Origin of the sequence: Enterococcus ureilyticus (assembly GCF_001730315.1) — a bacterium.
In the GTDB taxonomy this organism is placed as follows: Bacteria; Bacillota; Bacilli; order Lactobacillales; family Enterococcaceae; genus Enterococcus_L; species Enterococcus_L ureilyticus.
Genome location: NZ_MIKC01000005.1, coordinates 1 through 14108, shown reverse-complemented (window position 1 = coordinate 14108; position 14108 = coordinate 1). Strand labels below are relative to the sequence as shown.

The window sequence follows — 14108 nt, the reverse complement described above, 5'->3', positions numbered from 1 at the left end:
ATACGAGTCGAATAATTAGGAGAGATATCATGGAGTGGACACAGATTTTTATTCCCATAGTATGTAGTTTTGCTATAACAGTGGCAGTGATGCCAATGTTTATCGGTTATTTCCAAATGAAAAAACAAGGACAAACAACACGCGAAGATGGTCCTACTTGGCATAACGTCAAAACTGGGACACCAACGATGGGTGGGTTAGTCTTTTTAGTAGCAAGCTTTATCACGTCACTATTAGTGGGACTATGGAAACAAGAGCTTACTCCGTCTTTACTAATTATTCTATTTATTTTGGTTCTTTATGGACTATTAGGATTTTTAGATGATTTTATCAAAGTGTTTAAAAAAAGAAACCTAGGCTTAAATTCTCGCCAAAAGCTGATTGGACAAATCATTGGCGGACTTGTTTTTTATTTTGTTTACCGTTCAGAAGGCTTACCTGATACATTAGATTTATTTGGTGTAGTGACATTACCTTTGGGTATTTTTTATGGTGTATTCGTCATTTTTTGGCTAGTTGGATTTTCAAATGCAGTGAATTTGACTGACGGTATCGATGGTTTAGTAGCAGGCTTAGGGACGATTTCATTTGCTACTTATGCGATCATTGCATGGAAACAGCAACAATTTGATGTAGTGATCATCTGCTTGAGTGTGATTGGAGGCTTATTAGGCTTCTTTCCTTATAACCGAAAGCCAGCCAAAATCTTTATGGGCGATGTTGGTTCGCTTGCTTTAGGTGGTTTGCTTGCAGCTATTTCTATTATTTTACGTCAAGAATGGACATTATTATTGATAGGACTTGTTTATGTTTGTGAGACAGCCAGCGTAATTTTGCAAGTGGCATCATTTAAACTTTTTGGTAAACGGATCTTTAAAATGTCGCCGATCCATCATCATTTTGAAATGTGTGGCTGGTCAGAGTGGAAAATCGATATTATTTTTTGGTTGACTGGAGCTATTTGCTCTGCCATCACATTGTGGATCGTATTTTAAAAAGTTCAGAGATTTTGATTCTATCTAACATCGAGAATGAGCTTTTAAGAAAGTAGAGAATAGTGAACTGGAACTAAAAGCGTTCCACCTCACTATTCCTAACTTCCTACAGAGTTAACCGCTTTTTTCAGCTTTTCTAAGATAAGGGGAAATGATAATGAAAAAAATAACAGATTATGAAAACAAAAAAGTCCTTGTTCTTGGACTTGCTAAAAGTGGCGTTAGTGCGGCGAAGTTGTTGCATGAGTTAGGTGCGTTAGTGACAGTCAATGACTTTAAACAATTTGATCAAAACCCGGAAGCCCAAGATTTATTAACCTTGGGTATTCGTGTTGTTACAGGTGGTCATCCAATCGAGCTGTTAGATGAAGACTTTTCCTTGATCGTAAAAAATCCTGGTATTCCTTACTCGAATCCTTTAGTAGCAAAAGCGTTAAGCATGAAATTACCTATCTTGACAGAAGTTGAATTAGCCTATCAGATTGCCGAGTGCCCAATTATCGGGATTACTGGAACAAATGGAAAGACAACGACAACGACAATGATCGGGTTACTTTTAAATGCTGATCGTGAAAGTGGGACAGCGCGTTTAGCTGGAAATATTGGTTATCCAGCCAGTGAGGTCGCTGAGAGTGCTAGGGCTGATGATGATATTGTTATGGAATTATCAAGTTTTCAATTAATGGGAATTCAAACATTTCGCCCTCAGATTGCTGTCATCACAAATGTGTATGAAGCACATTTAGACTATCATGGTTCAAGAGAAGAATATGTGAAAGCAAAATGGGCAATTCAACAAAATATGCAGGAAACGGATTTCCTTATATTAAATTGGAACCAAGCAGAACTTCAAGAATTAAGTAAAACAACGAAAGCTGCAATTATTCCTTTTTCAACAAAAGAAAAAGTCGCAGGAGCGTATCTTGCAGATGAGAAAATATATTATAAAGATGAATTCATTATGCTTGCTGGTGAATTAGGTGTACCTGGCAGTCACAATATTGAGAATGCACTGGCTGCAATTTCTGTAGCAAAGTTAAAAGGTATTCCTACAGATGTAATCAGACAAACATTGATGGTCTTTACTGGCGTTCCTCACCGCACGCAATACGTGGGGGAGATCGCGGGAAGAAAATTCTATAATGACTCAAAAGCGACAAATATATTAGCAACTGAGATGGCATTAAGCGGATTTGATCATTCTGCACTGATTTTGTTAGCAGGCGGATTAGATCGAGGAAATAGCTTTGATGAACTGATTCCTTCATTAGTAGGAATCAAAGCAATCATTCTTTTTGGTGAAACAAAAGATAAACTGCACAAAGCCGCAATCGAAGCAGGCGTCAAAACAATTAAATTAACAAAAAATGTTGAAACGGCTGTACGTGACGCCTATGATTTTTCTGAAAAAGATGATACTATTCTATTATCGCCCGCATGCGCAAGTTGGGACCAGTATCCTAATTTTGAACTGCGCGGTAATGCCTTTATTCAAGCAATGCACCAGCTAAAAGACATAGAAAAGTGAGAGAATTATGAAGATATTGATAACCGGCGGCGGAACAGGCGGACATATTTATCCTGCTTTGGCTTTCGTTAACTACGTAAAAAAAATCGAACCGAATACCGAATTCATGTATGTAGGAACTGAAAACGGCCTAGAAAGTCAGATTGTTCCTAAATACAAGATCCCATTTAAAACAATCAAGATTCAAGGATTTCGTCGTTCACTTAGTCCTCAGAATGTCAAAACGGTCTACCTTTTCTTAAATAGTATTGGAAAAGCAAAAAAAATTATTAAAGATTTTCAACCAGATATTGTGATTGGAACAGGGGGCTATGTATCTGGTTCTGTTGTGTATGCTGCTACACGCTTGAAAATACCAACAATCGTTCATGAACAAAATAGCATCCCTGGAATGACAAATAAATTTTTAAGTAAGTATGCTACAAAAGTGGCCATTTGTTTTCCTGACGTTGCTGATTACTTCCCTAAAGATAAGGTGATTTTAACCGGTAATCCAAGAGCGCAAGAGGTCGTAATGATCGAAAAAACGAATATCCTTAAAGAGTATGGCTTAGATCCTAACAAGAAGACGGTTGTGATCTTTGGCGGTAGTCGAGGTGCATTGAAAATAAACCAAGCATTCATTGAAGCATTTCCTTTATTTGAAAAGAGAGAATATCAAGTTCTTTATGCATCAGGCGAGCGATATTTTAAAGAATTACAAGAAACCTTAAATCTTTCTGAAAAAAAATTGACAAACATCAGCATTCAGCCTTATATTGATAAAATGGCAGAAGTTTTAGCTGCTGCGGACCTAATGGTTGGTCGAGCGGGTGCAACTTCAATAGCGGAATTTACAGCATTAGGGTTACCTGCTATTTTGATCCCAAGTCCATATGTTACCAATGATCATCAAACGAAGAATGCACAAAGTTTAGTCAAATCTGGAGCAGTAGAAATGATTACTGACCAAGAGCTTACAGGGCATAAATTGATCGCCGAAATCGATGCCATTTTACTGGATGAAACTCGTCATCAATTGATGGCGAATGCCTCAAAAAAAGAAGGTATTCCTGATGCGGCAAAACGACTTTACGAAGTGGTAAAAGAAATTATTTGATAGGGGGTGTAAAAGATCAGTAAGAAAAAAGAGGATTCAGAGGGTCAAACAGACCAACAACTAGAGTCTGCTGAACAACCAGATGAGCAAAAACTGACCCCATGGCAAAAAGAAAATCTAGAGTACTTAAAAAAACACGGTAATCAGCCTGTATGGAATCCGTCTGTTGTTTCTGAAGAAGCAGAACAAGAAGAAGTGACGGAAGAAAATGCAACTGAAACAGAAGACTCAACAGAAGAGCCTGAAACAGAAGAAAAACAAAAGAAAACTTACGAATCTTTTGCAGACCGCTTACCAAAAATAAAAGAAGTACGAAACAAACGATTATACCGTCGGCTGACGTTGATCGTCTCGGTTTTTTTAATCGCCATATTAATCGTACTTTATTTTGTTTCACCACTTAGTAAGTTAGGGAGTATAAGTGTAACTGGAAGTGTGTCTGTTGATAACCAGCAAGTCATTGCCCAATCTAAACTGGAAAAAGGTAAAAGTTTATGGGAGCAGTTTGGTGACAGAACAATTTATGAAGAAAAGATCAAGCGTCAATTGCCACGTGTCAAAAAAGCAACAATCTCATTGAGTGGGATCAATTCATTCAATATAAAAATTGATGAATATGAAGTAGTGGCTTTAGAATCAGTCAATAATGTCTACCACCCTATTTTAGAAAACGGTAAGATTTTACCAGAAGAAATGAGTGCGCCAATAAGTGGTATGCCAGTTTTTCAAAACTTTCAGGACCAATCAATTATAAAAAACTTAATGGATTCTTATAAAAAACTTCCTGAAGATATAAAACAAAATATCTCAGAAATTCGCTATACACCTTCTAATGCAAACAAAGAATTAATCACTCTTCACATGAAAGATGCTAATGAAGTAATTGTTAATATCTCTCAATTAGTAGAGAAGATGGCGTATTATGGGAAGGTAGCAAGCCAAATGGAGAAACCAGGAATCATTGATATGGAAGTCGGGATTTTCTCATATCCTTTTAATAATGAGTCAACTGAAGAAAGTGTAGACGAATCTTCACAGGCACTAGAATGAAGTTAATAAAAATAAAAGAATAAAATAGTAGAATCTGCTTTCTAAAAAGCCTATGTTTATGGTAAAATTGAAAGAAGTGAGTATTCATAAAAAATATATATGTAAATGGGCATTTTTTGCCACGTACATATTGGAATTAATAGGAGGAGGAACCCCATTCATGGCAAAGACAGGAATGTATGTAGGCCTTGATATTGGTACAACATCAGTAAAAGTTGTAGTGGCTGAGTTTATTGAAGGTCAAATGAATATCATTGGCGTAGGAAACGCAAAATCTGATGGATTAAATCGAGGGATCATTGTCGATATCGATAAAACAGTAAACGCGATTCAAAGAGCAGTAAGACAAGCAGAAGAAAAAGCGGGAATTCAAATTAAAAGTGTGAATGTGGGGTTGCCAGCAAACTTACTTGAAGTTGAAAATTGTCAAGGGATGATCGCTGTTAGTAGTGAGTCAAAAGAAATCACTGATGAAGATGTAAGAAACGTTGCATCGGCAGCTCTGGTTCGTTCAACTCCTCCTGAACGTCAAATCGTAGCAATCCTACCACAAGAGTTTACAGTGGATGGATTCGAAGGGATCAAAGATCCTAGAGGAATGATTGGCGTTCGTTTAGAAATGTTCGGCGTAGTTTTCACAGGACCGAAAACGATTATTCATAATACAAGAAAATGTGTTGAAAAAGCTGGGTTGATCGTTAATGAATTAGTCATTATGCCATTAGCGTTGACAGAAACAGTTCTTTCAGACGGTGAAAAAGATTTTGGTACGATTGTCATCGATATGGGTGGCGGTCAGACAACGACCTCTGTTATGCATGATAAACAATTGAAATTTACTCATGTGAATCAAGAAGGCGGCGAATTTGTCACTAAAGATGTTTCGATTGTATTAAATACTTCATTTAATAATGCGGAAGCACTGAAAATCAATTATGGTGATGCATACCCTGAAAGAACGTCTGTCAGCGAAGAATTTCCAGTTGATGTGATCGGCAAGTCTGAACCTGTAAAAGTTGATGAACGTTACCTTTCAGAAGTGATCGAAGCAAGAGTGGAACAAATCTTTAAAAAATCAAAAGAAGTATTAGACGAAATCGACGCTTTGGAACTTCCCGGCGGAGTAATTTTAACTGGTGGCGGTGCAAGCCTTCCAGGAGTAGTTGACTTGGCACAAGAAATTTTTGATGCGAGTGTGAAACTATACGTACCAAATCATATGGGATTACGCAATCCAGTATTTACAAATGTGATTAGTATCGTAGAATATTCAGCTCAATTAAATGATATTTATCATATTGCCAAAGGCGCGATTCCAGGAGAGAAAATCAAATCGGCGCAACCAATCGCTGTTCAGCAAGAAGTACAATATGATACTTATGCAGACACAACTCAAGATGATTACGATGATTCTGAAATTCACGAATCTGGTGAAAAAGTTACAGGTAAAATCAAAGACTTCTTCTCAAACATTTTTGACTAACAATTAAAACAGGAGGAAACGATACTATGGAATTTTCTTTAGATAATAACATTAACAATGGCGCAGTCATCAAAGTTATCGGTGTAGGCGGCGGCGGCGGTAATGCTGTTAACCGCATGATCGATGAAAACGTCAAAGGCGTTGAATTTATCGCTGCAAATACAGATGTACAAGCTCTTAAAAACTCGAAAGCAGAAACAGTGATTCAACTTGGTCCTAAATATACACGTGGTCTAGGTGCTGGTTCTCAACCAGAAGTTGGCCAAAAATCAGCAGAAGAAAGTGAACAAGTTCTCTCAGATGCCTTACAAGGAGCTGATATGATTTTTATCACTGCTGGTATGGGTGGTGGAACCGGGACTGGAGCAGCTCCTGTAGTTGCAAAAATCGCCAAAGAATTGGGCGCTTTAACAGTTGGGGTCGTTACGAGACCATTTAGCTTTGAAGGACCAAAACGTGGACGATTTGCTGCTGAAGGTATCGCTCTTTTGAAAGAAAACGTTGATACATTACTAATCATTTCGAACAACCGTCTATTAGAAGTTGTTGATAAAAAGACACCAATGCTTGAAGCTTTCCGTGAAGCAGATAATGTATTGCGTCAAGGTGTACAAGGTATTTCAGATTTGATTACAGCCCCAGGCTATGTCAACTTGGACTTTGCGGATGTGAAGACTGTTATGGAAAACCAAGGAACTGCTTTGATGGGAATCGGTGTTGCTAGTGGTGAAGATCGTGTGATCGAAGCAACTAAAAAAGCAATTTCTTCTCCATTATTAGAAACATCTATCGATGGAGCCGAACAAGTGTTATTGAACATCACTGGCGGTTTAGATATGACATTATTTGAAGCACAAGATGCTTCTGATATTGTGACAAGTGCTGCAACAGGAGATGTAAATATTATTTTAGGTACATCGATCAATGAAGATTTAGGCGATGAAATTCGTGTTACAGTAATTGCAACAGGAATCGACCCTTCAAAAAAAGATCGTAAACCACACCGTCAAAATCGACCTACTCAAATCCAAACCGTGCAACAAGCACCAGTCTTGGATATGGAACAGTCAAAACCTGCGCCATCACAACCACAGCCACAAGAAGAAACAAGTGCTTTTGGTGACTGGGATATCCGTCGTGAGCAAAACGTACGACCTAAAGTCGAAGATACAACGTTTGAAAATGTTGAAAAGAAAGATTTTGAAACATTTCATCGTGAAGAACCATCGCATAACAATGACGATGAATTAAATACACCACCATTTTTCCGCAGAAAAAGATAGGAGCGATTTTTAATTATGCTAGTTGATAACTTAGAAAAAATAAATCAAGAAATTCAGCTAGCATGTCAAAAGTCTACTAGGTCAGTCAATGATGTAACCATGATTGCCGTGACTAAATCTGTGGAAAGTGGCACTGCCAAGGAGCTTGCTGAACTTGGTATTGAGAATATGGCTGAAAACCGAGTTGATAAATTATTAGAAAAAAAGATGGCACTGAGAAAGTTTTCATCGATTAAGTGGCATTTAATTGGTAATTTACAACGTAGGAAGGTAAAATCAATAATAAATGAGATAGATTATTTTCACGCTTTAGATAGTTTCAAACTAGCAGAGGAAATCCAAAAACGAGCAGAGAAGCAAATTCTCTGTTTTGTGGAAGTGAATATCACTGGTGAGGAGAGTAAACACGGTTTCAAATCAGATGAAGTAATTGATTTTATTCATCAATTAGCGGAATTTGATAGAATAAAAGTTGTAGGATTAATGACTATGGCTCCGTTGGATGCTTCTGAGCAAGTTCTTCACGAGGTGTTTTCTCAGTTGAAAAAACTACAAACAGCAATAAATAATCAGCATCTGTCATATGCACCATGTACAGAGCTTAGCATGGGAATGAGTAATGATTTCCCAATTGCTATTGAAGAAGGTGCAACTTTTGTACGAATCGGAACAGCAATTTTCAGAGGTGCGTAAAGGAGGGGAATCTATGTCAATTTTTAGTAAAAATGCGTTATCGAGCTTTTTTGGATTATCTGGTGAAGATGAATATGATAATTATGATGAATATGAAGAGCAAAAGGTTGTTAACGAACAACCCAGACAGACGGTTCGACAAGCACAAGTACAAAGACCGACTGCAACTGAACCTTTAACCGAAAAACCATCTGCTCGTTATCGTTCAACAGAAACGCATCAAGATAAGAAAGAAAGCCGTCAGGAAACAGCATTTAATGAGCAAAAAGTTGTCTCCATGCGTAGCTCTAATAACTCAAATTCAAAACGTTCGCAAGATACACATAGTACAAGTAAACCAGGTAAGATTACAATTATTGAACCAAGGGTTTATTCTGAAGCAATGAACATTGCTAAACATATTATTGCAAGTGATGCTGTATTGATCAACTTTCATTTAGTGGAAGAAAATCAAGCAAGAAGAATTGTTGACTTTCTTACGGGAACTGTTTATGCGTTAGATGGAGACATTCAACGTGTAGGCGATGAAATTTTTCTTTGTACACCATCAAACATAGAAATCGATAGTGCTACCGCACAATCGTTAGCTAAGAAACAAATGTTTGATTTTTAGTTAGGAGGTAATGAGTATCGCTCTATTTATATTTCTATTGTATAGAGGTGTCCAAATCTATTCGGGTATTTTAATTATTTATGCATTATTATCTTGGTTTCCAGGAGCATATGATTCTACGTTTGGCCGTTTGATTTCAAGAATTGCTGAACCTTATTTGAGCCTATTTGATCGATTAAATTTGCGAATTGGTATGGTAGGGTTTAATGTAATGATTGCAATTATCGTGTTGAACTTAGCAGCGAGTGGATTAGGTCGGATTTTGCAATCAATCATGTATTAATAAAAGAAAGGATGATCTATCTATGAACGCAAATGTGTACCAACATTTTCGAAAAGATGAGCATCCTTTTATTGATTCTGTTGGTGATTGGTTAGAACAAGTTGAAAGTCAATATGCACCATATTTGTCTGATTTTTTAGATCCTAGACAAGCATATATCTTAGAGACACTGATAAGGCAAAGCAGTGAGCTTGAGTTTAAATTTTATGGTGGATATGAGCAGGCTGAGCGCAAACGCTGTCTGATATTTCCAGATTATTACGAGCCAAAAGAGGAAGATTTTGAAGTAGAATTACTAGAAATCGTTTATCCAGTAAAATTCTCTACGTTATCTCACAGTAAGGTGTTGGGTACCTTAGTGAATACAGGGATTAAGCGTGAATACTTTGGAGATATTATTTCTGATGGTGAGAGATGGCAAGTATTTATTGCAAAAGAAATAGTCAATTTCGTGATTACTCAGGTAGAAAAAATCGGGAAAATATCTGTGCGATTAGAAAAAAGAAAGTATACAGAGATAATACTGCCTAAAGATGACTGGACACATGAACGGACAACAATAAGTTCCTTACGTCTAGATATTTTGATCTCTAGCGTATATAATATATCTAGACAAAGATCAAAGCAGTTGATCGAATCTGGAAAAGTCAAAGTGAATTGGACGGAGAATGTCAGACCAGATTTCTTAGTAGATTTGCTAGACATTGTGTCGATTAGAGGATTTGGGCGAATTCAGATCCAAGAGTTAGAAGGTAAGACGAAAAAGGACAAGTTTCGTTTGTTATTGGGAGTTCTACGAAAATAATCCAAAGAGGTGAAGGAATATGGCATTAACTCCATTAGATATTCAAAATAAAAATTTTTCTTCAAAAATGAGAGGGTACAATCAAGACGACGTAGATGATTTTTTAGATCAAGTAACGAAAGATTATGAAGATTCTCTACAAAAAACACGAGAACTTGAAAAATCATTAAAGCATGCCGAGGAAAAATTACAATATTTCAATGAATTGAAAGATGCATTGAACCAATCGATCATTGTAGCACAAGATACTGCTGATAAAGTAAAAACAAGTGCAAACAAAGAATCAGAAGTAATTGTAACATCCGCTGAAAATACAGCAAATGAAATGATTTCTTCTGCTGAAAAGCGCTCAAGTAATCTTATTACGTCTGCAGAAGAAAAAGCAAAAGAAATTTTAACAGATGCAACAGATCGTGCGCGTCAATTAGCCGCTGAAACAGATGATTTGAAGAAAAAGACACGTGTTTTCCATCAACGTTTAAGTTTGATGTTAGAAGCACAATTAGAACAAGTGAAAAGTGAAGAGTGGAATGAACTATTAAAACCATTTTCAAGCTATGTAAGTGACTCACATACTGTGATCAAAGAAGTGTTAGCAGATGAACTTGATAAAAGTGACGATGCGGCTGTCAAACCAGTTGAAGCTGATACACAAGCAAAGCCGACACTTGAACAAGCGGCATTGGATCCAAAAGCAATGCTTGATTTATTAAATCAAGATCCTAAATAATTTTAGTAAATAAATAGAACAGAAAAGTCAATAACCATTCTTTTAGCGAGTCAATGATAGTGAAAGTTTGACAGATCCTGGTATTGAAAAGATCCTCTATTTTACTCAAGTTTGAAGCAAGTAAAACTTGACGAGTGATTTCGTTAACAATCAACAGAGGAAATAATTGAATGGCTTAATTATTTTAAATTTGGGTGGTAACGCGAGTACTTTCGTCCCTTGGGATGAAGGTACTTTTTGCTGTTCATCACTACACTTCGTTTCGATCTCATTAATTTCTAAGGCTAAAGCACAAAGAATTGAAGGACTACGATTGGCTTCGCCAGAGTAGATGATGAACAGTACTTGGCGAGCGAAGTATCCGTACTAATGAATCACACTATGAAAGTACGATTAATCCTAGCGAGACAATAAAATACCCAATCAAAAATTGTAAAAGGTTGGTTTATACGCTATTAAATCGAACAACAGTATTAATAGCTACAAAAGAAAGTGAGGAAATAAAAATGAAAATGAAAGAAACATTACAATTAGGAAAAACAGCTTTTCCAATGCGTGGGAATTTGCCGAACCGTGAAGTAGAATGGCAAAAAGATTGGGAAGAGCAAAAAATCTATGAAAAGCGTCAAGAATTAAATGAAGGTAAACCAACGTTTGTTTTGCATGATGGACCGCCATATGCTAATGGAAATATCCATTTAGGTCATTCCCTAAACAAAATTAGTAAGGATATCATCATTCGTTCAAAATCTATGTCAGGCTTCCGTTCACCATATGTACCTGGTTGGGATACTCATGGTTTACCAATTGAACAAGTTTTAACGAATAAAGGAATCAAAAGAAAGGAAATGACCTTAGCTGAATACCGTGAAAAATGTGAAGAATATGCTCGTTCGCAAGTCGACACTCAACGTGCTGATTTTAAACGTTTGGGGGTTGCTGGTGATTGGGATCATCCTTATGTCACACTAGATCCAACCTATGAAGCAGCTGAAATTCGTGTATTTGGAAAAATGGCTGAAAAAGGGTACATCTATAAAGGCTTAAAACCAATTTACTGGTCTCCATCAAGTGAGTCTTCTTTAGCAGAAGCTGAAATCGAATATAAAGATGTTAAATCAGCCTCTATTTATGTTGCATTCAAAGTGGTTGACGGAAAAGGAATTTTAGATACAGATACATCATTTGTGATCTGGACAACTACGCCTTGGACACTGCCAGCAAACTTAGGGATTTCAGTAAATCCAGCGTATCAATATGTTGTAGTAAATGCCTACGGTAAAAAATATGTAGTAGCGAAAGATCTTCTAAACACAGTTAAAGAGGCGATTGGTTGGGAAGAGGTCGAAGTTCTTGAAACGATCTCTGGTAAAGACATGGAGTACATGACAGCTCAACATCCGTTCTATGATCGTACGTCATTAGTAATGCTTGGCGATCATGTCACATTAGAAGCTGGTACTGGATTGGTTCATACTGCACCAGGACATGGTGAAGATGACTACATTGTAAGTAAAAAATATAATCTAGATGTTTTATCACCTGTGGATAACAGAGGAGTATTTACTGATGAAGCACCTGGCTTTGAAGGTGTTTTCTATGATAAAGCAAACCCAATGATCACAGCTTTACTTGATGAAAAAGATGCCTTATTAAAATTAGATTTCTTTACTCACAGTTATCCACATGACTGGCGTACAAAAAAACCGGTGATTTATCGTGCAACACCACAATGGTTTGCCTCGATCGATAAGTTCCGCCAAAATATCTTAGATGAAGTAGAAAAAGTTGATTGGATTCTGCCATGGGGAAAAACACGCCTTTACAATATGATTCGTGATCGTGGTGACTGGGTGATCTCTCGTCAACGCGCGTGGGGCGTACCATTGCCGATTTTCTATGCTGAAAATGGAGAGGCAATCATCACACCTGAAACAATCGAACATGTTGCCAATTTATTTGCGGAACATGGATCTAATGTTTGGTTTAAACGTGAAGCAAAAGAATTATTACCAAAAGGCTTTACACATCCAGGTTCGCCAAATGGTGAATTTACAAAAGAAACAGATATCATGGATGTCTGGTTTGATTCAGGGTCATCACATGAAGCTGTTTTACGTCAACGTCCAGAACTGACTTTCCCAGCTGATATGTACCTAGAGGGCTCTGATCAATACCGTGGCTGGTTTAATTCAAGTATTACAACTAGTGTAGCTAGCAATGGTGTAGCACCTTATAAAGCAGTCTTGTCACAAGGCTTTACATTAGATGGTGAAGGCCGTAAGATGAGTAAATCTTTAGGGAATACAATTTTACCTGATAAAGTAATCAAACAAATGGGTGCGGATATTTTACGCCTGTGGGTAAGTAGTGTGGATTACGAAGCAGATGTACGTGTTTCAATGGAAATCTTGAATCAAGTTTCTGAAGTTTATCGTAAAATCCGTAATACAATGCGCTTTTTATTAGCAAATACAAGTGATTTTGAACCCAAAGAGCATACTGTATCCTATCAAGAGTTGCGGTCTGTGGATAAATATATGATCGTTCGTCTAAACCAAGTAATTCAAGAAATTCGTGAAAAAGGCTACGAAAAATACAACTTCATGCAAATCTATCGTTCAGTGATGAACTTCTTAACAGTTGATCTATCTTCATTTTATTTAGATTTTGCGAAAGATGTTGTCTACATTGAGGCGGAAGATAACGATCAACGTCGTTGCATGCAGACTGTGTTCTATCAAACAGCTGTTGCATTAACGAAACTGTTAACGCCGATCATCCCTCATACTTCTGAGGAAATCTGGAGCTTCCTAAAAGAAGAGGAAGACTATGTACAATTATCTGAATTCCCAGGTTATCAAGAGTTTGCCAACCAACAAGAGCTTTTAGATACATGGGCAGCCTTTATGGACTTTAGAGATAATGTACTGAAAGCTTTAGAAGAAGCACGTAATTCTAAATTGATTGGTAAATCATTAGAAGCTAAAGTAACCGTCTATCCTAATGAACAAATCCATGAGTTATTAACAGCTGTAGATGCAGATGTGGCACAATTATTGATTGTTTCAGATTTTGAGGTGGCTTCAAGAACGGCAGAAGTTCCAGAAAATGTTGAAAAATTCGATGATATGTCGATTCTTGTAGAAAAAGCAGCGGGGGAAACTTGTGACCGTTGCCGTGCGGTACGTACGGATGTTGGGGAGGATGAAAAATTACCTCATTTATGCGGACGTTGCGCAGCAATCGTTGAAGAAAATTATCCAGAAGCTGTAGCAGAAGGATTTGAAGAGTAAGAACTAAAAAAGGCTGAGGAAAAAAGTGTCTCGCCTACAAATTGCCGTTTTTTTCTTATCATTATACAGATAAAGAGTGTGAACCAAAACGAGTTTTGAAGTGAGCCCCCTAAGTTAGACCAGAAAATCTAACTTAGGGGGCTTTTTATAGTAGCTAAATATGATTATGACTTTAAAAAATCAGTAGTTGAAGCGTATCAGAGGGGAGAAGGTGGGTATGTGGCTCTAGCTCGCCGATACGGTATTCCAG

Annotated in this window: 12 protein-coding genes; all 12 read left to right on the top strand. The window is 37.2% G+C overall.

Annotation, left to right across the window (positions count from 1 at the left end; all coding sequences use genetic code 11):
* Nucleotides 1–29: 29 nt before the first annotated feature.
* The 12 genes from mraY (at nt 30) to ileS (ending at nt 13858) form a co-directional block, all read left to right on the top strand.
* Nucleotides 30–995 (top strand): phospho-N-acetylmuramoyl-pentapeptide-transferase, encoded by a 966-nt coding sequence (gene mraY / locus BCR24_RS03815; RefSeq protein ID WP_069639247.1) that lies wholly within the window; start codon nt 30–32, stop codon nt 993–995.
* Between the two features lie 157 nt (nt 996–1152).
* Nucleotides 1153–2523: a UDP-N-acetylmuramoyl-L-alanine--D-glutamate ligase gene (murD, locus tag BCR24_RS03810; protein ID WP_069639246.1), complete on the top strand. Its 1371-nt coding sequence runs from the start codon at nt 1153–1155 to the stop codon at nt 2521–2523.
* A 7-nt stretch (nt 2524–2530) separates the two neighbouring features.
* Nucleotides 2531–3622 carry an undecaprenyldiphospho-muramoylpentapeptide beta-N-acetylglucosaminyltransferase gene (gene murG, locus BCR24_RS03805; RefSeq protein WP_069639245.1) on the top strand — a complete coding sequence of 364 codons (1092 nt, stop codon included), beginning with the start codon at nt 2531–2533 and terminating at the stop codon, nt 3620–3622.
* A gap of 195 nt (nt 3623–3817) precedes the next feature.
* The gene (locus BCR24_RS03800) at nt 3818–4672 is read left to right on the top strand and encodes a cell division protein FtsQ/DivIB (RefSeq protein ID WP_240604527.1); all 855 of its coding nucleotides are present in this window, start codon (nt 3818–3820) and stop codon (nt 4670–4672) included.
* Between the two features lie 160 nt (nt 4673–4832).
* Nucleotides 4833–6155: a cell division protein FtsA gene (gene ftsA, locus BCR24_RS03795; RefSeq protein ID WP_069639243.1), complete on the top strand. Its 1323-nt coding sequence runs from the start codon at nt 4833–4835 to the stop codon at nt 6153–6155.
* Nucleotides 6156–6181: 26 nt separating this feature from the next.
* Nucleotides 6182–7438, top strand: a complete 1257-nt coding sequence (ftsZ, locus tag BCR24_RS03790) for a cell division protein FtsZ (protein ID WP_069639242.1) — start codon at nt 6182–6184, stop codon at nt 7436–7438.
* A 15-nt stretch (nt 7439–7453) separates the two neighbouring features.
* Nucleotides 7454–8131, top strand: a complete 678-nt coding sequence (locus BCR24_RS03785) for a YggS family pyridoxal phosphate-dependent enzyme (RefSeq protein WP_069639241.1) — start codon at nt 7454–7456, stop codon at nt 8129–8131.
* 13 nt (nt 8132–8144) lie between these two features.
* Nucleotides 8145–8744 (top strand): cell division protein SepF, encoded by a 600-nt coding sequence (locus tag BCR24_RS03780; RefSeq protein WP_069639240.1) that lies wholly within the window; start codon nt 8145–8147, stop codon nt 8742–8744.
* 10 nt (nt 8745–8754) lie between these two features.
* Nucleotides 8755–9027 carry a YggT family protein gene (locus tag BCR24_RS03775; RefSeq protein ID WP_069639239.1) on the top strand — a complete coding sequence of 91 codons (273 nt, stop codon included), beginning with the start codon at nt 8755–8757 and terminating at the stop codon, nt 9025–9027.
* Between the two features lie 22 nt (nt 9028–9049).
* A complete protein-coding gene (locus BCR24_RS03770; RefSeq protein WP_069639238.1) occupies nt 9050–9832 on the top strand; it encodes a YlmH family RNA-binding protein in 783 nt (260 codons plus the stop codon).
* A gap of 19 nt (nt 9833–9851) precedes the next feature.
* Nucleotides 9852–10562: a DivIVA domain-containing protein gene (locus tag BCR24_RS03765; RefSeq protein ID WP_069639237.1), complete on the top strand. Its 711-nt coding sequence runs from the start codon at nt 9852–9854 to the stop codon at nt 10560–10562.
* A gap of 506 nt (nt 10563–11068) precedes the next feature.
* Nucleotides 11069–13858: an isoleucine--tRNA ligase gene (gene ileS / locus BCR24_RS03760; protein WP_069639236.1), complete on the top strand. Its 2790-nt coding sequence runs from the start codon at nt 11069–11071 to the stop codon at nt 13856–13858.
* Nucleotides 13859–14108: the final 250 nt, after the last annotated feature.